This window comes from Burkholderia sp. LK4, assembly GCF_001043615.1.
Lineage (GTDB): Bacteria > Pseudomonadota > Gammaproteobacteria > Burkholderiales > Burkholderiaceae > Burkholderia > Burkholderia cepacia.
The window spans coordinates 58,068-80,660 of the sequence record NZ_LDUL01000006.1 but is presented as its reverse complement, the minus strand read 5'-3'; the positions used below and the strand labels follow the sequence as shown (position 1 = coordinate 80,660).

Annotated in this window: 21 protein-coding genes; 11 read left to right on the top strand and 10 right to left on the bottom strand. The window is 67.2% G+C overall.

The window, feature by feature from the left end:
- Positions 1-51: 51 nt before the first annotated feature.
- The 4 genes from VK92_RS02190 to VK92_RS02175 form a co-directional block, all read right to left on the bottom strand.
- Entirely contained in the window at positions 52-1,086 is a 1,035-nt protein-coding gene (locus tag VK92_RS02190; RefSeq protein WP_048028847.1) for an alpha/beta hydrolase, read from the bottom strand.
- Between the two features lie 58 nt (positions 1,087-1,144).
- Positions 1,145-1,570, bottom strand: a complete 426-nt coding sequence (locus VK92_RS02185) for an organic hydroperoxide resistance protein (protein ID WP_021160683.1) — start codon at positions 1,568-1,570, stop codon at positions 1,145-1,147.
- Between the two features lie 224 nt (positions 1,571-1,794).
- Positions 1,795-2,361 (bottom strand): TetR/AcrR family transcriptional regulator, encoded by a 567-nt coding sequence (locus tag VK92_RS02180; protein WP_048028846.1) that lies wholly within the window; start codon positions 2,359-2,361, stop codon positions 1,795-1,797.
- Positions 2,362-2,538: 177 nt separating this feature from the next.
- Positions 2,539-3,135 (bottom strand): TetR/AcrR family transcriptional regulator, encoded by a 597-nt coding sequence (locus tag VK92_RS02175; RefSeq protein ID WP_048028844.1) that lies wholly within the window; start codon positions 3,133-3,135, stop codon positions 2,539-2,541.
- 148 nt (positions 3,136-3,283) lie between these two features.
- Here VK92_RS02175 and VK92_RS02170 point away from each other — a divergent pair, with 148 nt between their 5' ends.
- From VK92_RS02170 to VK92_RS02145, 6 genes are all read left to right on the top strand, one after another.
- On the top strand, positions 3,284-4,303 hold the full coding sequence (locus VK92_RS02170; protein ID WP_048028842.1) for an alpha/beta hydrolase family protein: 1,020 nt from the start codon (positions 3,284-3,286) through the stop codon (positions 4,301-4,303).
- 96 nt (positions 4,304-4,399) lie between these two features.
- Positions 4,400-6,253: an ABC transporter ATP-binding protein gene (locus tag VK92_RS02165; protein ID WP_048028881.1), complete on the top strand. Its 1,854-nt coding sequence runs from the start codon at positions 4,400-4,402 to the stop codon at positions 6,251-6,253.
- A gap of 124 nt (positions 6,254-6,377) precedes the next feature.
- On the top strand, positions 6,378-6,890 hold the full coding sequence (locus VK92_RS02160; protein ID WP_053077906.1) for a DUF4262 domain-containing protein: 513 nt from the start codon (positions 6,378-6,380) through the stop codon (positions 6,888-6,890).
- A 258-nt stretch (positions 6,891-7,148) separates the two neighbouring features.
- Positions 7,149-8,321 carry a porin gene (locus tag VK92_RS02155; protein WP_021160709.1) on the top strand — a complete coding sequence of 391 codons (1,173 nt, stop codon included), beginning with the start codon at positions 7,149-7,151 and terminating at the stop codon, positions 8,319-8,321.
- Between the two features lie 119 nt (positions 8,322-8,440).
- Positions 8,441-9,085, top strand: coding sequence for a glutathione S-transferase family protein (locus tag VK92_RS02150; protein ID WP_048028840.1), 645 nt, complete (start codon positions 8,441-8,443; stop codon positions 9,083-9,085).
- 153 nt (positions 9,086-9,238) lie between these two features.
- A complete protein-coding gene (locus tag VK92_RS02145; protein WP_197094480.1) occupies positions 9,239-10,402 on the top strand; it encodes an acyltransferase family protein in 1,164 nt (387 codons plus the stop codon).
- 58 nt (positions 10,403-10,460) lie between these two features.
- On the opposite strand, the gene VK92_RS02140 is transcribed toward VK92_RS02145, so the two are convergent.
- The 4 genes from VK92_RS02140 to VK92_RS02125 form a co-directional block, all read right to left on the bottom strand.
- Entirely contained in the window at positions 10,461-10,970 is a 510-nt protein-coding gene (locus VK92_RS02140) for a hypothetical protein (protein ID WP_048028877.1), read from the bottom strand.
- A 232-nt stretch (positions 10,971-11,202) separates the two neighbouring features.
- Positions 11,203-11,658, bottom strand: coding sequence for a hypothetical protein (locus VK92_RS02135; protein ID WP_048028838.1), 456 nt, complete (start codon positions 11,656-11,658; stop codon positions 11,203-11,205).
- 112 nt (positions 11,659-11,770) lie between these two features.
- Entirely contained in the window at positions 11,771-12,439 is a 669-nt protein-coding gene (locus VK92_RS02130; RefSeq protein WP_021160714.1) for a hypothetical protein, read from the bottom strand.
- 188 nt (positions 12,440-12,627) lie between these two features.
- Positions 12,628-13,611 (bottom strand): LysR substrate-binding domain-containing protein, encoded by a 984-nt coding sequence (locus VK92_RS02125; protein ID WP_048028836.1) that lies wholly within the window; start codon positions 13,609-13,611, stop codon positions 12,628-12,630.
- A gap of 57 nt (positions 13,612-13,668) precedes the next feature.
- Between VK92_RS02125 and VK92_RS02120 the strand changes: the two genes are divergently transcribed.
- The 3 genes from VK92_RS02120 to VK92_RS02110 all read left to right on the top strand — a co-directional run bounded on the left by VK92_RS02120 (position 13,669) and on the right by VK92_RS02110 (position 16,750).
- Complete coding sequence (locus VK92_RS02120) at positions 13,669-14,568, top strand: DMT family transporter (protein WP_021160716.1); 900 nt, start codon at positions 13,669-13,671, stop codon at positions 14,566-14,568.
- 637 nt (positions 14,569-15,205) lie between these two features.
- Positions 15,206-16,360: a branched-chain amino acid ABC transporter substrate-binding protein gene (locus tag VK92_RS02115; RefSeq protein ID WP_021160717.1), complete on the top strand. Its 1,155-nt coding sequence runs from the start codon at positions 15,206-15,208 to the stop codon at positions 16,358-16,360.
- Positions 16,361-16,447: 87 nt separating this feature from the next.
- Positions 16,448-16,750 carry a hypothetical protein gene (locus VK92_RS02110; protein ID WP_021160718.1) on the top strand — a complete coding sequence of 101 codons (303 nt, stop codon included), beginning with the start codon at positions 16,448-16,450 and terminating at the stop codon, positions 16,748-16,750.
- A 97-nt stretch (positions 16,751-16,847) separates the two neighbouring features.
- Here VK92_RS02110 and ydiJ read toward each other — a convergent pair whose 3' ends face one another.
- Positions 16,848-19,907 carry a D-2-hydroxyglutarate dehydrogenase YdiJ gene (gene ydiJ, locus VK92_RS02105; RefSeq protein ID WP_048028835.1) on the bottom strand — a complete coding sequence of 1,020 codons (3,060 nt, stop codon included), beginning with the start codon at positions 19,905-19,907 and terminating at the stop codon, positions 16,848-16,850.
- A gap of 153 nt (positions 19,908-20,060) precedes the next feature.
- On the opposite strand from ydiJ, the gene VK92_RS02100 reads away from it, so the two are divergent.
- Positions 20,061-20,951, top strand: a complete 891-nt coding sequence (locus VK92_RS02100; RefSeq protein ID WP_048028833.1) for a LysR substrate-binding domain-containing protein — start codon at positions 20,061-20,063, stop codon at positions 20,949-20,951.
- 28 nt (positions 20,952-20,979) lie between these two features.
- On the opposite strand, the gene VK92_RS02095 is transcribed toward VK92_RS02100, so the two are convergent.
- Positions 20,980-21,831, bottom strand: coding sequence for a LysR substrate-binding domain-containing protein (locus VK92_RS02095; RefSeq protein ID WP_021160722.1), 852 nt, complete (start codon positions 21,829-21,831; stop codon positions 20,980-20,982).
- Positions 21,832-21,941: 110 nt separating this feature from the next.
- On the opposite strand from VK92_RS02095, the gene VK92_RS02090 reads away from it, so the two are divergent.
- Positions 21,942-22,589, top strand: a complete 648-nt coding sequence (locus VK92_RS02090) for a LysE family translocator (RefSeq protein WP_021160723.1) — start codon at positions 21,942-21,944, stop codon at positions 22,587-22,589.
- Positions 22,590-22,593: the final 4 nt, after the last annotated feature.

The following is a 22,593-nucleotide window of genomic DNA, read 5'->3' as shown; positions in this document are numbered from 1 at the left end:
TACGCGCTCACGCTGCCCGCCTCACGGGCAGCGCGAGTGCGAACCCATCGCTTACTTCAGTCGCGTCGCGAGTTCATTCGCCATCGCCTTCGTCGCGGCCTTCGTCGGCGCGTCGCCGGCCAGCGCGTTCAGCAAACCGAAATCATGGATCGTGCCGTCGTAGCGCGTGGTCGTCGCATCGACGCCGGCCGCGTCGAGCTTGCGGCCGTATGCTTCGCCCTCGTCACGCAGCACGTCGAACTGCGCGACCTGGATCAGCGCGGGCGGCAGGCCCTTCAACTGCGCGGTGCTTGCGCGCAGCGGCGACGCGTAGATTTCGTTGCGTTGCGCTTCGTTCTTCGTGTAGGCATCCCAGAACCACTTCATCATCGGCCGCGTCAGGAAGTGCCCTTGCTGATACGCGTTGTACGAGCCTGTGTTGAAGTTGTGGTCCGTAACCGGCCACATCAGCCCCTGGAAGCGGATCGCGGGGCCACCCTTGTCCTTCGCCATCAGCGCCACCACGGCCGCCATGTTCCCGCCGACGCTGTTGCCGACCACCGCGAGGCGGCTGCCGTCGACGCCGATCTCCGCGCCGTGCGCGGCCACCCACTTCGTCGCCGCATACGCCTGGTTGATCGCGACCGGGTAATGCGCTTCCGGCGACGGCGTGTAGTTCACGAACACCGCGACGGCCCCCGATTGCACGACGAGATCGCGAACGAGGCGTTCATGCGTCGGAAAATCGCCGAGCACCCAGCCGCCGCCATGGATGAACACGAACACCGGCAGCGTGCCCGTCGCGCCTTGCGGGCGGACGATCGTGACCGGCACGGACAGGCCGTCCTGTTCGATCGTGCGGTTCGACACGTCGATCCCCGACAGGTCGACCTTCGTGCCGTTCTGCGCGTCGACCAGCACCTGGCGCGCCTTCGCGGGGCTCAGCGTTTCGAGGCCCGGGCCCTTCTGGCCGTTCAGCGCGGCGAGGAACGCGCTCGTCGTCGTATCGGGGCGGACGGTATCGGCACCGGCGGCGAATGCGGTGGTCGAGGCGGACAGTACAGCGGCGACGGCGGCAGCGATCAGCAGCGGCTTGACGATCTTCATGATGGTGTTCCTTGGCTTTAGCCGGTAAATGACGATGGATGATTCGCAGTGCGATCGATCAGGCAAGCGTGAGCGTGACGTCGATGTTGCCGCGCGTCGCGTTCGAATACGGGCACACGAGGTGCGCGCGGTCGATCAGCGTCTGCGCGATGTCGCGATCGAGGCCCGGCAGCGAGATCGTCAGTTCGACTTCGATGCCGAAGCCGTTCGGGATCGCGCCGATGCCGACGCTGCCTTCGATGGAAGCGTCCGCGGGCATCGCAATCTTGTCGCGGGCCGCGACGAACTTCATCGCGCCGATGAAGCACGCGCTGTAGCCGGCGGCGAACAGTTGCTCGGGGTTCGCGCCTGCGCCGCCCGCGCCGCCGAGTTCGCGCGGCGTGGTCAGTTTCAGGTCGAGGTTGCTCTCGGGCACCGTGGCACGGCCGTCACGGCCGCCGGTGGCTTTTGCATGGGCGCGGTACAGCACTTTTTCGATCGACATGACAGACTCCTTTTCAGCAAATGAATGAAACAGCCTTCGAACCGGGGACCGCGTGCCGACAGCCGTGCTGCCCGCATCGCGCTTGTGTATCTACTCATAGATAGATAAACATCCCCAAAAAATGCAGATGGTCGAGCCATCTGCGCCAGAACTCTATCTACCTATAGATAGACAGCAAGACTCAATAAAAAGGCGGCGAACCGCCTCACTGCATGCGCGCTCCGTCAGGACCGCTTTTTCCAGACGGCCTCGACATCTTCGAGGCGCGCCCGTGTGTGAAACAGCCGGCTGGCCAGCACACTGCCCTGGAACGCCGCGTACAACGTGCGCGCAGCCGTCTCGGGCTCGCCGCTGAACTGCAGCGTGCCTTCCTGCGCACCCTGCTTCAACAATTCCGCCAGCCAGCCCTCGTTGGCCTTGAAGAACGCCTGCACCGCCTGCCGCACATTCTCCGGCAACGTTTCGATGTCGGCCGCGAGCATCCCGCACAGGCAGATCAGGTTGCCGTCGCCGAGCGTCCGGCCGAACAGCTTCGTGTACAGGCTCAGCTTCACGTCGGCCGGCAACGCCGGATCGATCGCCCGCATGGCCGAGAGGACTTCGTCGCTATACGCCGCCACCGCTTCCAGCACGAGGTCGTCCTTCGACGGGAAGTAGTAGTGGATGCTCGACGTCTTCACGCCCACCAGGTCGGACAGGTCTCGATAGCTGAAGCCGTTGTAACCGCGCAGCATCATCAGCGTGGTCGCATGGTCGAGAATCTGTTCGCGGACGGTCGGTTTCGTTTCCATGGAGCGAACTTTATCTACTCATAGATAGACAGTCAAGGACTTTTTTAAGGGTGCAATGCGCACCGCACCGGGCGCCTTGTCCGCGCTCGCCGGCCAATGGCCGCCGGATGCTCGCGCCCGGTTCGGTGCGGCGCATTGCGCCCGAATCGGGCGGGCGTCGAACCGGACCCGCGATCCTCACTGCGGCTTCAACATCCGCTGAATGATCGTCCGCAACATCGCCCGGTGCGCGCGCGGCTTGAACCCCGGCTCGAACACCACGCGCCCGACCGCGCCTTCCGCGAGCGCGAGCAGCCACGTCGCGACAAGATCGGGCTTCAGGCTTGCGTCGATCTTCCCTTGCGCCACACCGCGCTTGATCAGCGCGACCATCCGCCCTTTCACCTGCGCCTCGTTCGCCGCGAACAGCGCGGCGACGTCCGGATTGCGCGTCGCCTCCGCCGCGGTCTCGACGCAGATGCGCGCATAGACGGGATCGCTCGACAGTTCCATCAACGTCAGTGCGATCTCCTCGATCGCGGCCAGCGCGTCGTCGGCGTCCGAATGCCGCGCGAACAGTTCGGCCATCTCGCGCTGGTCGTCCTGCGCGACTGCCTCGATGATCGACGCCTTCGTCGGGAAGTAGTGGAACAGGTTGCCGGGACTCATGCCGGCCGCCTTGCAGATCGCGGCCGTGGACGTCGCATGGAAGCCGTCGCGCGCAAAACAGTCGATCGCGGCATCCAGGATCTGGCGCCGCTTCGCTTCCACTCTTTCAGGGTCGATCTTTCTCAACAGGCACTCCGTACTCGACGATGACTCGAATCTTTATTAGACTGATTAATCGATCTATTATCGTGGCGACGTCCGGCAGGCGTCAAGGCAGCGTGCCCCCGCACATGCCGCCTGCGGCATCCGCTCACGCCACCGCACCGAGGGCCTCTTGAAACGAATCGTCATCGCCGGCATCGCGCTCGTCCTGTTCGTGCTCGTCGTGGCCGGTGCGCTCGTGCTGCGCGGCCTCGCCGACTTCGAGCTGAAGGGCGCGAACGTGTCGTCGCTCACGTTCCGCGCCAACGGCGCCGACCTCGTCGGCACGCTCGCGCTGCCGGCCCATGCGCCCGGCGCGCCGATCGTACTGCTCGTGCACGGTGACGGGCCGCGCACCCGCTTCTCCGACGACGCGATGCTGCCGCTCGTCAACAGCCTGCTCGACGCCGGCATCGGCGTGTTCGCATGGGACAAGCAGGGCACCGGCCGCAGCGGCGGCGACTGGCTCGCGCAATCGATGCGGGATCGTGCGAACGAAACGATCGCCGCGATGGCGCGCGTGCGCGCCGTCGTCGGCCCCGCGCACAAGATCGGCCTGCTCGGCTTCTCGCAAGGCGGCTGGGTCGTGCCGCGCGTCGCGAATGCGGTGCGGCCCGCGTTCTCGGTGATCGTCGGCGGCGCCGTCAGCTGGCGCCGGCAAGGCACCTACCTGACGCGGCAGCAGCTCCAGGCAACGGGCCTGCAGCCGGATCGAATCGATGCGACACTGGCCGCCGAGCGACGCGACAACGACGAAATCTTCGGTCGGACGAACGTACCGGCCGATCCGCGTCGGCGCCCCGACATCGAGCCGCGCCGCTTCGGCTTCATCGCACGCAACTACCTGGAGGATTCGTCGCAGGCGCTCGCGACGATGCAGGGGCCCGTGCTGGCCGTGTGGGGCGCGCAGGATCGCAATGTCGATCCGGTCGACGAAGCGAATGCCTACACGCATGCCTTCGCGAACCGGCCCGACCGGCGCGTGGTGGTCGTGCCCGGTGCGACGCATGGGTTGCTGCGCGCCGGCTGGTTCGACTACCAGCTCGAGTCCGACTGGCCGACGTGGAAGACATGGCTGTACATGGCGCTCGGCCGCCATGCGTATGCGCCCGGCACGCTCGCCCCGATCGAGGCGTGGATCCGGTCGCAGTGAACACGTGTGCAGTACCGCGGCGCCGCGAAGGCGCCGCACCTGAAACAGGCAATACGGCCGCGCCGGCTGGCGTGGCCGCATCAAGGAGAGGTTTCGATGTTTTCGTGGTTTGAACGGCGCCTGCCGACTTTCCCGCTCGAAGATCCCGTCACGCCGCCGAAGGGATTCTTCTCGTTCGTCTGGGCGTGCACGAAAGGCGCGCGCAGCTGGATCCTGCTGATCGCGTTGACGTCGGCCGCGCTGGCCGCCTACGAAGCCGCGCTGTTCGCGATGATGGGCCGCGTGGTCGACTGGCTCGCGTCCGCGACGCCGGCGGATTTCGGCAGCCGGCACTTCGGCACGCTCACCGGTTTCGCGGCGATCCTCGCCGGCAGTGCCCTGCTGATCGCGCTGCATACGATGGTCAAGCACCAGGTGCTCGCGATCAACTTCCCGATGCGGCTGCGCTGGCTGTTTCACCGGCTGATGCTCGACCAGAGCCTGTCGTTCTACGCGAACGAATTCGCGGGCCGCGTGACGACCAAGATCATGCAGACCGCGCTCGCGGTGCGCGATGCGCTGTTCATGTCGGTCGACGTCGTGATCGGCGTCGCCGCGTACCTGATCGGCATCCTCGCGCTCGCCGCCAGCTTCGACTGGCGGCTGATGATCCCGCTCGCGCTGTGGGCGCTCGGCTACGGCGCAGCGTGCGCGTATTTCGTGCCGCGCCTCGGTGCGGTCGGCAGCCGGCAGGCCGATGCACGCGCGCTGATGACCGGCCGCATCACCGACGCGTATTCGAACATCACGACCGTGAAGCTGTTCTCGCACACGCGGCGGGAAGCCGACCACGCGCGGCGCGCGATGGAGGCATTCAAGGCGACCGGCGACGCGCAGATGCGGCTCGTCAGCGCGTTCGAGGTCGTCAATCACCTGCTGTCGACACTGCTGCTGGTCGGCTCGACCGGCCTCGCGCTGTATCTGTGGATGCACGGCGAGGCGAGCGCGGGCGTCGTCGCGGCGGTGATCGCGATGGCGCTGCGCCTGTCGAGTTATTCGCACTGGATCATGTGGGAGATGACCGAGCTGTTCGAGAACGTCGGCACGATCCAGGACGGCATCAATACGCTGACGAAGGTGCGCAGCGTGGTCGACGCGCCCGATGCGAAGCCGCTCGCGGTGCAGCGCGGCGAAATCGTGTTCGACAACGTGCAGTTCGCGCACGAGGACAACGACCGTGCCGTGTTCGACGGGCTGAACCTGACGATCCGGCCCGGCGAGCGGATCGGCCTGATCGGCCGCTCGGGTGCCGGCAAGTCGACGCTCGTGAACCTGCTGCTGCGCTTCTACGACGTGGGCGGCGGCACGATCCGGATCGACGGGCAGGACATCGCGCACGTCACGCAGGACAGCCTGCGCGCCGCGATCGGGATGGTCACGCAGGATACGTCGCTGCTGCATCGGACGATGCGCGAGAACCTGCTGTACGGGCGCCCCGACGCCACCGAGCGCGAGATGCGCGATGCGGCCGTGCGCGCGGAAGCGTCCGAATTCATCGACCGGCTGCGCGACCGCCACGGCCGCAGCGGCTACGACGTCGAGGTCGGCGAACGCGGCGTGAAGCTGTCGGGCGGCCAGCGGCAGCGCGTCGCGATCGCACGCGTGATGCTCAAGGACGCGCCGATCCTCGTGCTCGACGAAGCGACCAGCGCGCTCGATTCCGAGGTCGAAGTCGCGATCCAGCGCAGCCTCGACGGCCTGATGAGCGGCAAGACGGTGATCGCGATCGCGCACCGGCTGTCGACCATCGCGGCGATGGACAGGCTGATCGTGCTCGACGAAGGGCGCATCGTCGAGGAAGGCACGCACCAGCAACTGCTGCAGGCCGGCGGCATCTATGCGGCGCTGTGGGCGCACCAGAGCGGCGGGTTCCTCGGTGAAACGGCTGAGGTGGAGAAGGCGGAGCAGTAGGCGGGACCGCTGTGGCAACATGGCGCACGGCGATCGCCGGCCGGTTCGGCCGCGGTCGCATTCCCGCCGGCGGGATGCCCGCCCCCGGCTTGCCGTCGCCCGACGCAGATCCAAGGAGCCCCGCATGACCACGCGACCGGATATCGCCACCGCACTCGACGCGCCCGATTCGGTGCTCGAGGAAGACGAGCAGCGATTCGTGCAGCGGATTCGTCAGCACGGGTGGTTCCGCACGGAAGTGTTCGCGGAAGGGGACGCACCCGGGTTTTCTTTCACGACCGGGCTGTGGGTCAACCACGGTTTTCCGGAACTCATCGTGTTCTCGATGCCGGCGCGCATCGTCCATGACGTGCTGTGGGACGTCTACCGGATGGTCGCAGCCGGCACGCCGCCGCCGGTCGGTGAAGTCACGGATGCCGTCTTCGGCAACGCGAACGCACTGCTGATGCCGGTCGAGAAGGCGCACTACGAAGCCCATCTCGGCTGGAACCGCTGGTTCTACGGCAACGACGAGTTCCCGTGCGTGCAGTTGCTGTGGCCCGACCGCGACGGGGTTTTTCCGTGGCAGCCGGAAGCGGACGACGCGTTGAACGCCGCGCAGCCGCGCCTGTTCGGCGCCGGCAACCAATACCACTGACCCGCGCGCAGGATCGCGCGGCACAGTGAACGCCCTGCAGCCGACGTCGCGATGCAGCGCGCGCGATGCGCATGTGCGCATCGTTCATCCAGCGTATGACGCATAACGTCCCCACGCACCGGCCGCCGGCCGGTTGCGCGCGCATCCATCTCCGCACCGCCTCATAACGATCCGACAATTTATTGGTTCCCTCGACGATGCGCTGTCCGTATCGTTCACCGACTCGTCAGACCAATCGACCAACGGGGGAATCCAACAATGAAACCAGTCCGTTCATTCGCACTGCTCGCGCTGCCGGCCGCGCTCTTCGCCGCCGGCGCCCACGCGCAAAGCAGCGTCACGCTGTACGGCATCGCCGATGCGGGCATCGCCTATGTCCACAACGCGCAGAACGCGAACGGCAGCAATGCGTCGAGCCTCGTCAAGTTCAGCAGCGGCAACCTGTCCGGCAGCCGCTGGGGGCTGCGCGGCACCGAGGATCTCGGCGGCGGCCTGGCCGCGCTGTTCCAGCTCGAGAACGGCTTCAACATCGGCACGGGCGCACTCGGCCAGGGCAGCCGCGAATTCGGCCGCAAGGCCGTCGTCGGCCTCGCGAGCAGCACATACGGCACCGTCACGCTCGGCCGCCAGTACGATCCGGTCGTCGACCTCGTGCAGGGCCTCACTCAGGACAACTACTTCGGCGGCGTGTTCGCGACGCCGGGCGACCTCGACAACTACGACAACAGCCTGCGCGTCAGCAACTCGGTGAAATACACGAGCCCGCTGATCTCGGGCTTCCAGTTCGAGGGTCTGTACGGCTTCGGCGGCGTCGCGGGCGCCACCGGCAGCGGTCGCACGTACAGCTTCGGCGCAAGCTACGCGAACGGCCCGCTGTCGCTCGGCGCGGGCTTCTTCTATGCGAACGGCGGCTCCTCGGTCGCGAACGGCGTGCGCACGTGGTCGAGCAGCTCGGACACGCTGTTCAACACCGTGATCAACCAGGGCTTCTCGAGCGCGAAGTCGATCCAGATCGTGCGTGTGGCCGGCCAGTACGTGGCCGGGCCCGCCACCTTCGGCCTCGCGTATTCGAATACGCAGTACGGCGCGGACACGCTGTCGGCGTTCAGCCAGAACGCGAAGTTCAACAACGGCTCCGCGTTCTTCAACTGGCAGTTCTCGCCGGCGCTGCGCGCGGGTGTCGGCTACAACTACACGTCGCTGACGGGCCCGTCTTCCGCGCACTACAACCAGGTCAACCTCGGCGCGGACTACGCGCTGTCGAAGCGCACCGACCTGTATGCGCTGTTCGGCTACCAGAAGGCGAGCGGCAACACGCTCAACGCGAACGGCGCGGTCGTGAAGGCCGCCGCGTCGGTCGGCTCGTACGGCGTGAACTCCGGCACCGATACGCAGGAACTCGCGATCGTCGGGATTCGCCACAAGTTCTGATCGCGTCGCCGCCAGGCGACGACAGCGACGGACGACAGCCGGCAGGCGCGCACCGCGGTGCGCGCCTGCGGCGCTTACACTGTCCGCGTTCACGTTCCGCACGACACAAGGAGGCCGGCATGCTGACCGTATGGGGGCGCCGCAATGCATTCAACGTCCAGAAGGTGATGTGGCTCGTCGACGAGCTCGCGCTTGAGCATCGGCACGTGCCGGCCGGCGGGCAGTTCGGCGTGCTCGACACGCCCGGTTTTCTCGCGATGAACCCGCACGGGCGCGTGCCCGTGATCGACGACGGCGGCACGGTCGTCTGGGAATCGCACAGCATCCTGCGCTACCTCGCCGCGCGTTACGGGCGCCCCGGTTTCTGGCACGACGATCCGGCCGAACAGTCGCGCGCCGACCGCTGGATGGACTGGTCGCAAACCACGCTGCAGCCGACGTTCCTGAACGGCGTGTTCCGGGGCTTCTACCGGACGCCGCCCGAGCAGCGCGACACGGCGCGCGTCGAGCAAAGCATCGCGCAGTGCGCGCAATACTTCCGCACGCTCGATGCGGTGCTGGCCGGGCAACCGTTTCTCGCGGGCGACACGCTCACGCTCGCCGACATCGCGGCCGGCACGCATCTGTATCGCTATTTCGAGCTCGACATCGCCCGGCCGGACCTGCCGCACGTGCAAGCATGGTACGAACGGCTGAAAGCGCGGCCCGCGTATCGCGCGCACGTGATGATTCCGTTCGACGACCTGCGGGGCAAGCTCGACTGAGCGGGCGCCACGCCAACGGCAGGCGGCTTGTTGGATGGTTGTAAGAACAACGGTGTAGGGTGCCGACCTGTACGCCCGCCGGATTTGCATGCGTCGTCGCGACCAGGATCGTCGCCAGGCGGGTCATCGCTGACCAACCACGCAGGCAACGTGATGAGCGCTCAGGACGTCCCGGTCGACTTCGCTTTTCAGCAGGACACGGCGGCAGCCGTCCATCGAAACGCCGGCCTCGACGCGTTGCGCGCGTGCCTGACGTTGCTGGTGGTCTTTCACCACTGCGCGATCACATACGGCGCGCTCGGCGGGTGGTACTACCGCGAGGTGGCTGCCGGGCCGTCCGTGGAATCCGCACTGCTGACGCTCTTCTGCGCGATCAACCAGGCCTTTTTCATGGGCCTGTTCTTTTTCCTGGCCGGTTATTACACGTCGCCGTCCATCGATCGCAAGGGCACCGCCCGTTTCGTCGCCGACCGGTTCATCAGGCTCGGCCTGCCTCTGCTGGTGTACGGCTTCGTGATCGGCCCGGCAACGATCGCCCTGGCGCAATCGGGCGCCGGCCGCCCGTTCGCGGATATGCTGGGCCGCCTGTGGCGCAAAGGCGCGTTCGAGAACGGCCCGATGTGGTTCGCCGAGGCGCTGCTGATGTTCAGCGCAGCCGCAGCACTCTGGCACATCGCCTGCCGGCGCACCGTGGCGCGCGATACGAACCGCCCCGCCCGCAACCCCTTTCCGTCCGACAGGACGTTGGCCGCCGCGGCGTTGCTCACGGGTATCGCGGCACTCGCGCTGCGGTCGCGATGGCCGGTAGGTACCAACGTATGGGGGCTGCAGCTCGGCTACTTCGCGAGCTACGTCGTGTTGTACGCAGCCGGGTGCCGGACCGCGCGCGTGCACTGGATCGAGCACCTGCCGGCACGGCAGGTCAGACTGTGGTGGCGCATCGCACTGCTGGCACTCCCTGTCCTGCCGGTCGCTTACCTGCTCGCCAAGCACGTTCCTGCATTGCGCGGCCGCCCGCAGGACGTGATCTACGCATTCTGGGAGCCGCTGGTCGCGTGGGGAACGAGCCTGTTTCTTGCCAGCCGTTTCCAGCGGCGCTTCGATCGACTGACAGGCGCATGGCGGTCGCTGTCCCGGCGCGCGTACACGATCTACATCATCCATCCGCCGGTGCTGGTGGGTATCGCCCTCGTATGGCGAACCGTGCCGGCGTCGCCGTTCCTGAAGTTCGCCGTGACCGGCGGTGTCGCTTGCGTCACGTGCTACCTGATTGCCGGCCTCCTGCTCCGCATGCCGAGACTCGCGTCGATCCTGTAAACGCACCCATGCCTGACGCAGCTGGTAGAAAGCGCACGATCAAGCCGGAAATGCGCGCCTAATGTCGCCGCATGCCCCCCGCCCCGCCCATGCCGCCGAACGCATGCATTCCGCCGAATTCGCGATGCGCGCCGACCGGGAACGCGCCATGGTGAAAACCGGCGCCGATCGGCACGCCGAAGCGGCGATGTTCGATCCCGTTGACGTGAACGACCGGATCGAAATGGTGGAAATGGTGGAAGTGGTGGAAACGATCGATGAAGACGAAGCTCACGCCCGCGCCGATGAAAAGCGGCGGCCCCCAGTACCCCAGGTCGGCATACGGGTAGTCCACCGCCGGATACCATAAAACACTACCATCGGGACTCTGCACGAACTGCCATGTGCCGTCGTCCTGCAGGCACGCACGCCCCACGATTTGCTGGTCCGTGCCGTCGATGTTCGCTCGCGCGACGACTGCACGGCAGTTGGCCGTGTCGTCCGCCAGATCGTCGTACGTTTGCGCGAAGACCGCCGCGGAACAGCCGAGACAGACGATACCTATCCCGGCTCGAAACAAGTTGCACATGATCGGCTCCTGATTGCCCCCGACCACTCGATCGCGTGGCGCCGCTGACGGCGCCCGACACATCGGATTGCTCACGCACGATTCACCACGCGGCGGTAACGCGCCGCCGCTTCGTACAAGGTCTCCTGCCTGCTGAACGATGCGGCGCGCGTGCTTATTCCAGGGGTCTGGTGCGATTGACCGACGCGGGAACCTTCGACAGTCGATGCCGCGGCTGGCGGCCGGCGCCGGCCTAGCGCCTCGCGAAGCGGTAAGCCGCTGCCGCCGTGATCCCGAATACCAGATGGGCCACCAGCGTGATCGCACCACGGACAGGAACGAACCACGGGAAGATCGCGGTGAAGGCGTACAGGTTGACGCCGTACAGGATGAGGCCGAACGCACCGCCTGCGAGTAGCGCGGCCGCGAGCGACAGGGTGCGAATCGTTTTCGCCAGCACGGCCGCATAGACCAGCGACAGCACCAGATGCACGAGGGTCGCCACCGCCATGACCAGCGGATCGAAGCCGGCGGAAGCGTCGAGCACGCGGCGCCCCATCACGATGGCGGCCGTAAGGCGTGCGTCGCGCAGCAGGTTCCCGATGGCATCATCGCCGGCGATCGGCCAGAGCAGCAGCTCGACGACGGTCGAGCCGACCGCCGCGGCGAACGCCGCCCAGAGAATCGGGACGACACTGGCGCGTTTCAACCGGCGCCCCCGGCGCAACCGGCCGAGGAATCGAAGCAGCGTGTGCCGCCCCCGCTCCGGCGCCGGCCGGGCAGCATGTGCCCGCGATGCCGAACCGGGCAGCCACGCAACATCACGACGCCCGTTCGCAATCCGTCCAGTAAGCGAACGGATCGCGATGCTTCGGATAGTTTTCGTCCAGCCATTTCAGCAAGGTCGCCCGTGCGTTGTCCATGTCGGCTTTCAGCGACGAGGTCGTCAATTCATGCACTTCGACGGACTTCTCGCGATCGACCACGAAGCAGTTCCAGTCGGGGCCGTCGAGATCCGGATCGTCGGACGCCTTCGACGACTTGCCCCAGCCGAACCCCTTGCGTGCGTCGATGTAGTACCGCGGATGCACTTTCAGGTACGACATCTCGCCGCCCTGCAGGCTGCTCTCCGCGCGCAGCACGTCGTGCCCGTCGACGATCTGCGTGACTTCCGGAAGCCGGCGCGCTCGCCATCCGGCGGGCAGCGTCGCGATGGCCTTGACGCTGTCGTACATCCCCCAATCCAGCCCCCACGCTTCGGCCATGCGCTTCATGAATGCGTCCGCATTCGGATAACCGCGCAGCTGAATCCGGGTCGACAGCGTGACTTCGATCCCGCCGCGCACGCCCGTGCCGGCGGATGCCTCGTTTGCGTTCGCTTCGAACGGGTTGCCGGGACGCGACGCGCGCGTCTCGTCCGCGGGCGCCATGCCCGAAAAAAGCTGGTCGAGCGCTGCACGCGCTTTCGACGATTTGTCCGGCCTGTTCATTGTTGACCTCGCTTGCACCCGCACGGATGCATACATTTCCGATTTTCGTTCATCTCTCCACCTCATCGTTTTTCGCGGACGCATTGTCGTCGATCCGGCGCCGCCGGCCTAGTGCCTCGAATCGCACACCGCGTCCTTCGCACCAGCCGGCCCGCCGTGGCGGGTCGCCACGACCATTTCCATTTCGCTCACTTGCCTGCCGCCACCGCCGCCCGCATCCGCTCCATCAACGCCAGCACCTCCGGCCGATTCTCCCCCTTCGCGTGCACGAAGTAATACCGGAGCACCGAATCGACCTCGTGGCGGCTCACGCGCACGAGTTCGCTGCGCTTGAGATAGGCGTCCGCAAGCGGTACGCGCGCCAGCGCCACGCCGAGCCCGGCCTCGGCCGCGGCCAGCACGAGGTTGTAATCCTCGAACCGGCGGTCCTGCGCGCGCGGCTTGAACGGCACACCCAACGCATCGAACCACGTGCGCCAGCCGGTCACATCGGAATCGTGCAGCAACGGCATGTCGAGCAACGCGGCATCGCCGCGCCGGCGGCGCTCCGCAGCCAGTTGCGCGGCGAGCCGCGGATGCGCGACCGGATAGAGCCGCTCCGGCATGAACGCACGGGTTTCGAGCTGGCGCCAGTTGCCGCGCCCGTACCGGACCGACAGGTCCGCTTCGCCGCCGGCGATATCCACGTTGCGAAGATCGATGCCGAGTTCGATCTGCAACGCGGGTGCCTCGCTCTCGAGCGCATGCTGCCGCTCGAACAGCCACAGCTGCGCGAACGCCGGCACCACGCTCATCCTGACCAGTCGCGGCGCGCGCGGCGAACGCCACTGGTCGGCCGCACTGTCGATGATCGCGAACGCCTGTTCGATCCGGCCAACGAAGCGCTGCCCGTCCGGCGTCAGGCGCACGCCGCGCGCATGACGTTCGAACAACTTCAGGCCGAGCCAGTTTTCAACGGCGGCCACCCGCCGGCTGATCGCGCCGTGCGTCACGCCGGAGACGTCGGCGGCGGCCAGGAACGAACCCTCGCGCGCGACCGTGCACACCGTCTCCAGGCTCGCGAGCGGCGGCCGCGAAGCCGGCGCCGGCGCCGCGGCGGGCAACGCCGCGCCACGCTTCGCGCGGGCTGAAGCGCCGGCCGGCCGCCGGCTCGAGCTGTGAATCATCTTCATATCTGGATGCTGATCTGTGCGCTAGCTTAACATCTCGCGACGCCGCATCATCGCCGCATGAACACACTCTCCACACCGTCGTCGCGCACTGCGCGGCAGCCGCTGGTCGCGGCCGGCGCGGTCGCCTTCACGATCGTTTCGTGGGCGTCCGCTTTCCCGTTCATCCGGATCGGCCTGCATGGCCTGACCCCGCTTCAGCTCGCGGCGGCGCGCTTCGCCACCGCGGCCGTGCTGATCGTCGCGTGGCTGGTGGCGCGGCGGCCGCGTGTGCCGACCCGGAGCGATGCGCTGCGCTTCCTGCTGTGCGGCTTTCTCGGCATCGCGCTGTACAACGCGCTGCTCAATACCGGCGAGCAGACCGTGTCGGCCGGCGCGGCGAGCTTCATCGTGAACACCCTGCCGATCTTCACGGCCCTGCTGGCCGCCGTGTTTCTCGGCGAACGCTTCAATCGCTGGGGCTGGCTCGGCTCGCTCGTCAGCCTCGCCGGCATCGCGGTGATCGCGCGCGGGCAACCGGGCGGCCTCGTCCTCGGCGCGGGCAGCACGCTGATTCTCGGCGCGGCCCTGTGTTCGGCCAGCTACTTCGTGCTGCAGCGGCGGCTGATTCCGGTATACGGCGCGCTGGCCTGCACCGCTTACACGCTGCTGGCCGGCGCGCTGCTGCTCGCGCCGTGGCTGCCCGGCGCGCTCGGGGCACTGGGCAGCGGGTCGCGCGATACGACGCTGGCCGTCCTGATGCTCGGCATCTTCCCGGCCGCGCTGGGCTACGCGACCTGGACCTTCGCGCTCGGCTACTTCGGCGCGGCGCGCGCCGCCAACTTCCTCTATCTGACGCCGGCGGTCGCGACGGCCCTGTCGATGGTCCTGACGGGCGAGCGGCCCGGGATCGAGACGGTGTGCGGCGGCCTGCTGGCGATCGCCGGCGTGATCTTCGTGGCGTTGCGCGGACGCGCTTAGGCACAACGCCGCATCGGGCCGGTACAGTCAGCCCGACACTCGTCACGCGAACCGGTCGGATGAACCCCGGCATCTGCAAAGCCGATCGGATGGCGCGGACTTTCGACTCGCGCCAGTTCGCCAGCGCCGTCGAGGCTTGACCGTTAGTTGCATCAATAGGGGCGTCGATCCCGATGAAACCCGGCAGCTCGACCGGATGCGCATTTACAACCGTCCAAACTGTGCAGACAAATCGACCGAACAGTTCCGGATTGACCGTGCATCAGTGTCCATGGCTTCGCCCCGGCCGTCGGCCGAATAATGGATGCGGCCGTAAGGCCGTCGACAGCGAATCGCAATCCATCGCGTGCCGCGGCGCACGATTTCCGGCGTCCGGCGCCTCCGGATTTCGGGCGCAGGCCTTGCCGCGCCCGCCCCGTGGCGCGATTCGCTGCAGCGCGCAAAATCGGCTTCATATATATTCATACGAATTGCACGCCGTCAGGCCCCGGCCCGCTCATCCGGGCATCACGCCGACGGGCAGGACGCGATGCAAGTGAAGCCCATGATGGGTATGGAGACTCGTCCGATCGCCCCGGCCTCGCCGTCGGACGGTCGAGACGTCCAATAGAACGATCATTCAAATCGGAGATGGCAGATGGAACGAAGCACTGTCGGCATGCGCTGCAAACCCCTGATCACCGTCGCACTGGCTGCCGCCGCATTCGCGGCCGCGTCGGGCGCGATGGCCGACCAGGTCGTCAAGATCGGCAGCGTCGAACCGACGACGGGCGGCATCTCGCACCTCGGCAAGGACAACGAGAACGGTGCGCGCCTCGCGGTCGAGGAAATCAACGCAAAGGGCCTGACGATCGGCGGCAAGAAGATCACGCTGCAACTCGATGCGCAGGATGACGCGGCCGACCCGCGGCAGGCCACGCAGGTTGCGCAGAAGCTCGTCGACGACAAGGTCGTCGCCGTGATCGGCCACCTGAACTCGGGCACGTCGATCCCGGCGTCGAAGATCTACAGCGACGCGGGCATCGTGCAGATCTCGCCGTCGGCCACGAACCCGACCTACACGCAGCAAGGCTTCAAGACGACGTACCGCGTGGTCGCGACCGACGCGCAGCAAGGCCCGGCGCTCGCGAGCTACGCGCAGGCGAAGGGCGTGAAGAGCGTCGCGGTGATCGACGATTCGACCGCGTACGGCCAGGGCCTCGCGAACGAGTTCGAGAAGAAGGCGAAGGCGCTCGGCCTGAAGGTGCTGTCGCACGACGCGACCAACGACAAGGCCGTCGACTTCCGCGCGATCCTGACGAAGGTCAAGGGCGAGAACCCGGACGCGATCATGTACGGCGGCATGGACGCCACCGGCGGCCCGCTCGCGAAGCAGGCGAAGCAGCTCGGCCTGCGCGCGAAGATCCTGTCCGGCGACGGCGTGTGCACCGACTCGCTGGCCGAGCTGGCCGGCCCGGCGGCCGACAACGTGCTGTGCTCGCAGGCGGGCGCCGCGCTCGAGAAGATGCCGGGCGGCGCGGACTTCCTCGCGAAGTACCAGAAGCGCTTCAACCAGGGCATCAAGTTCGATGCGCCGTTCGCGTATGACGCGGTCTACATCGCTGTGGACGCGATGAAGCGCGCGAACTCGACCGACCCGGCGAAGATCCTCGCGGCGATGCCGGCGACGAAGTACGACGGCGTGATCGGCACGACGACCTTCGATGCGAAGGGCGACCTGACGCACGGGATCATCTCGATCTACGGCTACAAGAGCGGCAAGAAGACCTTCCTCGACCAGGTGAAGATGTAACCCGCCGCGGCGCCGGCACGACGGGAACGCCACTCGTCGGCGCCGGCGCCGCGCGGGCCGATTTCTGATTCACGGAGACGAAGCATCATGTGCGCAATGGCGTATGCGGAATTCCAACAGGAGTTGAGGAAGGCACAGTTGACGGCGCGCGAGTTCGCCCGCCTGATCCGGATGAACGAAAGTTCGATCACGAATTATTCGAGCAAGGGCACCGTCCCGTCCCACCTCGCGGTCATCGCGAAACTGATCGGCACGCTGGCCGCGCACGAGATCGATTTCCGGCGCGTGATCCGGCAGATGCGGATCGAACCGAAACGGCCGCGCGGCGGCGGCGTATTTCCTGCGGCGGACAAGCCGCGTTCCAGAAAAACGGCGAAGACCGACGCCTGAGTGCAGGCATGCGTCGACAGCGGCTCAACGCTTGCCGCTGGACGCTCGATGCCGGAACGGAAGTCGTTTCACGGGCACCGCGCCATGCGACGCCCGATCATCCTCCCGCCGCCCGCACGTGATCGAGCAGCGCCTGCAACGGATGGCGCACCTGCTTCGAAGACATCCGCTTCACCTGGCTGCGGCATGAATAGCCGGTCGCCAGCGCCTCGCCTTCCCCATCCGCCGCATCGACGTGCGCCGCCCACGACTGCGCGTAGATCGTCTTCGACGTCTCGAGATTGCGCGCTTCGTGCCCATAGGTGCCCGACATCCCGCAGCACCCGGTTGCCTGCACCTGCAAGCGCAACCCGCGCCGTGCGAACACCTGTGTCCATTGCTTGCCGCTGTCGGGCGCATTGGTCTTCTCGGTGCAGTGCGGCAGCAACCGGTACGAACCGGCGACGCGCGGCACGCCGCCCGCATCCGCTTCCGGCAGCGCCTGCAGCAGCCATTCCTGCGGCAGCGCCACCTTCGGCACATCGGCGAGCCCCGTCACCTTCAGGTATTCCTGCCGATACGTGAGCGTCATCGCCGGATCGAGGCCGACCAGCGCGACCCCCGAGCGCGCCAGCGCCGCCAGCTGCCCGGCATTGCGGATCGCCGCCTTCTCGAACGCGCGCAAAAAGCCTTGCACGTGCAGCGCCTTGCCGTTCGGCGCGAGCGGCGCGAGCCACACCTGAAAACCCGTGCGCGCCGCCAGCTCGATCAGCGTCGCCAACTGCTCGGTATCGAAATAGCGCGTGAACGTGTCCTGCACGATGACGACGCTGCGTGCGCGCTGCGCGTCGCTCAGCGCGGCGAGCGCCTGCGGGTCGGCCGGCTTCACGCGCCATTCGCGGATCACGGCCGCGAGATCGAAGCGGCTCAGGAGCGGGCTGTCGACCATGCCGACGTGCCGCTCGAGCAGCGTGCGCACCCAGCCGGCGCGCATCAGCCCGTTGTACAGCGCGGGCACGCGCGCCATCCACGGCATCGTGAATTCGAGCGAGCCGATCAGGTAGTCGCGCACCGGCCGCAGGTAGCGCTGGTGATACAGCTCGAGAAACCGCGAGCGGAATTCGGGCACGTTGACCTTGACCGGGCACTGACCGGCGCACGATTTGCACGCGAGGCAGCCGGCCATTGCGTCGTACACCTCGTGCGAGAAATCGGCCTCGCCGTTGCGCGCCGCGCGGCTGTTGCGCCAGCGCGCGGCCAGGCCGCGCAGGAACGGCTGCCGGGCGCGCGCGGCCGCGACGACGTCGACGCCGGCCTGCCCTTGCAGGCGCAGCCATTCGCGCATCAGCGACGCACGCCCCTTCGGCGACTGCACGCGTTCGCGCGTCGCCTTCCACGACGGGCACATCGCGTCGTCCGGATCGAAGTTGTAGCACGCGCCGTTGCCGTTGCAGTGCATCGCCGTGCCGTAGCTCTGCCACACGCGCTCGTCGATCTGCCGGTCGTGGTCGCCGCGCGTCGGCACTTCGTCGATCTTCAGCAGCCGCATCGTGTGATCCGGCGGCGTCGCGATCTTGCCCGGATTGAACTGGTTGTGCGGATCGAACGCGGCCTTCAGCTGCTGCAGCGACGGATACAGCTCGCCGAAGAACGCCGGCGCATATTCGGAGCGCACACCCTTGCCGTGCTCGCCCCACAGCAGGCCGCCGTGGCGCTGCGTGAGCTCGGCCACCGCATCCGACACGGGACGCACCAGCGCCGCCTGCTTCGGGTCCTTCATGTCGAGCGCGGGGCGCACGTGCAGCACGCCCGCGTCGACGTGGCCGAACATCCCGTATTGCAGCCCGTGGCCGTCGAGCAGCGCGCGGAATTCGGCGATGTACGCGGCGAGGTTCTCGGGCGGCACCGCGGTGTCCTCGACGAACGGCTGCGGGCGGGCCTCGCCCTGCACGTTGCCGAGCAGGCCGACCGCGCGCTTGCGCATCGCATACACGCGCTTCACAGCGTCGTCGCCGGCGGCGAGCGTGTGGCCCAGGCGCTCCACGCTGGCATCGGTGCGCAGATGGTCGACGAATGCGCGCACGCGTGCGTCGACGTCGTCCGCGTCGTCGCCGCTGAATTCGATCAGGTTGATGCCGAGCGTCGGACGTGCGTCGTCCTGCGGGAAATACTCGGCGACGCTGCTCCACACGAAGTCCTTCATCGCGAGCATCAGCACCTTCGAGTCGACCGTCTCGATCGACAGCGGCTGGTGCGCGAGCAGTGCGCGCGCGTCGCGCAGCGCATCCATGAAACCCGCGTAGCGCACGTTGACCAGCACCGAAACCTTCGGGATCGGCAGCACGTTGAGCTTCGCCTCGACGACGAAGCCGAGCGAACCTTCGGCGCCGCACAGCACGCTGTTCAGGTTGAAGCGGCCGTCGGGTTCGCGCAGGTGCGCGAGGTCGTAGCCGGTCAGGCAGCGATTGAGCTTCGGAAACTTCGCTTCGATCAGCGCAGCCTTGTCGTCGCTGATGCGTCGCGCGGTGCGGTACACCTTGCCGATGCGGTCCTGCCGCGCGCAGCGGCGCTCCAGTTCTTCGGCATCGAGTGCGTCGCTGTGCAGCCGCTCGCCGCCCATCAGCACGAAATCCAGTTCGAGCACGTGATCGCGCGTCTTGCCGTACGTGCAGCTGCCCTGCCCGCTCGCGTCGGTGTTGATCATCCCGCCGACGGTCGCGCGGTTCGACGTCGACAGTTCCGGCGCGAAAAACAGCCCGTGCGGCTTCAGCGCCGCATTGAGCTGATCCTTGACGACGCCCGCCTGCACGCGCACCCAGCGGCGCTCGACGTCGATTTCGAGGATCCGGTTCATGTTCCGCGACAGGTCGACGACCACGCCGTCGGTCAGCGACTGCCCGTTGGTGCCCGTGCCGCCGCCGCGCGCGGCCACCGCGACGTCGCGATGCGCGGGCTCGGCGAGCAGCCTTGCCAGCAGCTGGACGTCGTCGGCATGCGCGGGGCAGATCACCGCTTGCGGCAGGCGCTGGTAGATCGAGTTGTCGGTGGCCTGCACCGTCCGGTTCGCATGGTCCGCGCGGATCTCCCCGGCGAATCCGGCGGCCCGCAGCGCGGCGAGAAAGTCACGGTACGCATTCGCGGGCGGGCTGGCGGGACGGGGCAACGAGGCGATCGACATGGGGCAAAAGCGCAGTGTGGGTGGAGCCGGCCGGTTCGCGCGCTCCAAAACATGACTTTTTGGCAAGTTTCCGCGCGACCGGGAATTCCAGTATCTTTGGAATTTCCGCGAGAAACAAACGAATTCTCACCCGGCAAATATTGCATAAAACTCATGAATTACCGTCGCCTCACCCCGTCCATGTCGCTGCTGCTCGTGTTCGAGGCCGCCGCGCGGCATGAAAGCTACACGCGCGCGGCCGAGGAGCTGTCGCTGAGCCAGAGCGCGATCAGCCGGCAAGTCCAGACGCTCGAGGATCAGCTCGGCGTGTCGCTGTTCCGGCGCGAGGGCCGCTCCGTGAAGCTGACCGAGGTCGGGCGCCGCTACTTCGCCGAGCTGAGCGGCGCACTGGGGCGCATCCGCGGCGCGACGCTGCAGGCGATGTCCCACCAGGCGGGCGCCGGCACGCTGCGGCTCGCTACCTTGCCGACGTTCGGCTCGAAATGGCTGTTGCCGCACCTGCACGACTTCTACACCGCGCATCCGGGCGTGACCGTGCACCTCCATTCGCGGATCGGCGCCATCGATTTCCTCAACGACGACCTCGATGCGGCCATCACCGTCGGCGCAGGCGACTGGCCGGGCCTGCACGCGCACCGGTTGTACAACGAGTTCCTGATCGCGATCGCGCCGCCGGACCCCGGCAGCCGCCGCAAGGCCGACGCGCGTTCGCCGGCGTGGGCCGCGAAACAGACGCTGCTCGGCGTGACGAGCAACCAGCAGGCGTGGGCCGAGTGGTTTTCGCACTATCGGCTCGACCATCGGCAGATGCGCATCGGCCCGAGCTTCGAGCTGACGTCGCACCTGATCCAGGCCGTGCGGGCCGGGATGGGGATCGGGCTGGTGCCGAAGGTGCTGGTGGAAGACGAGCTGGGCCGCAACGAACTCGTGTCGATCGGCGACGCGATCACCAGCCAGCGCAGCTACTACCTCGTCTATCCGCCGGGGAACGAGACGCTGCCGTCGCTCGTCGCGTTCCGCGAATGGCTGCTGAAGTCGTGCTGAAACACGGCCGCCGGCGGGCCGCCCGCGTTCAGGTACGCCATTCGCCGAGAATCTGCTCGGCCAGGTAGTCGCACGGCGGGCGCGCGGACTGTGCGCTGCGCGCGAGCACGACCTCGAGTTCGCCCAGCGGCGGCAGCCCGTGGCTTTCCGACAGCTGCACGAGATGATCGGGAATGCAGCAGCGCGCCAGCGGCGCGACAGCGAGCCCGGCCTCCACCATGCTGAGGAGGCCGAGGTGGCTCGGGCTCTCGTAGGACATCCGGTACGGGATCTTCCGCCGGTTCAGCGCCTTGACCGCGTGATCGCGCGCCATGCTGCCGCCGTGCGTGAAAAAGGCCACCGGCAGCGGCCGCTCCTCCCATACGTTGCGTTTCGGCGACCCGACCCACACGAGCGGTTCGAGCCGGATCAGCTCGCCGGTCACGCCCTTGATCCGCGTGAGGCACGCGAGGTCGACCGTGTTGTCCTTGAGCATCGGCACGAGCGCGCTGCTCGGCTGGCCGATCACGCGCACTTCCACGCGCGGATGCATCGCGGCGAACTTGCCGAGCACCTGCGGCAGCAGCGACGAAATGTAGTCGTCGGGCACGCCGATCGTCACGCGGCCGCGAATCTCCGGGCGCACGACCGACGCCCAGGCCTCGTCGCGCATCGCCAGCATCCGGCGGCCGTATTCGGCAAGCATCGTGCCTTCGCCGGTCGGCGTCACGTTGCGCGTGTCGCGGATGAAGAGCGGCTTGCCGAGCGCGTCTTCGAGCGCCTTGATCTGCATGCTCACCGCCGACGGCGACCGGTGCACGGCCTGCGCGCCCTGAGCGAACGATCCGGATTCGGCGACGGCCACCACCATCGCGAGCACATCGAGGTCGAGCTTTTTCATCGTGTTCAGAAAAACTGATCAATCGATTCAGTTTATCCCGTTTTACTGTTCGCCTCCACGATCGGACAATGACTCCCGTCAGCACTCACTCGTTGCAGGAATCGTCAGACATGCATACGTCCGGATCGCTCTACGGGTTTCTCGTCATCGGCGGCATGCTCGCGGTCACGCCCGGGCCGAACATGGTCTACGTGATGTCGCGCTCGATCGCGCAGGGCCGCACGGCGGGGCTCATTTCACTCGGTGGCGTGATGATCGGGTACCTGTTCTACATGTTCGGCGCGGCGTTCGGCATCACCACGCTGTTCATGAGCGTGCCCTATGCGGGCAGCGGGCTGGCCGTGGTCGGTGCGGCGTACCTGTTGTATCTGGCATGGCAGGCCGTCAGACCCGGCGGCCGCTCGCCGTTCGAGGTGCGGGCGTTGCCCAGCGAGCGGCCGCTGCGGCTGCTCGCGATGGGCGCGACGACCAGCGTGCTGAACCCGAAGCTCGCGATGCTGTTCATTTCGTTGCTGCCGCAGTTCATCGACTACCGGAACGGCAGCGTGCTCGGCCAGTCGCTGTTTCTCGGTTCGCTGCTGATCGCCGCATTCGCCTGCGCGAACGGGACGGTGGCGATCTGTTCCAGCAGCATCGCGAAGTTCCTGCACGGGCGCCCGACGCTGCTGCTCGCCCAGCGCTGGGCGATGGGGCTCATCCTCGGCGGGCTCGGCGTGCAGATGGTGGTCGATGCGTCGAGGATGGCGGGTGTGGCGTGACGTC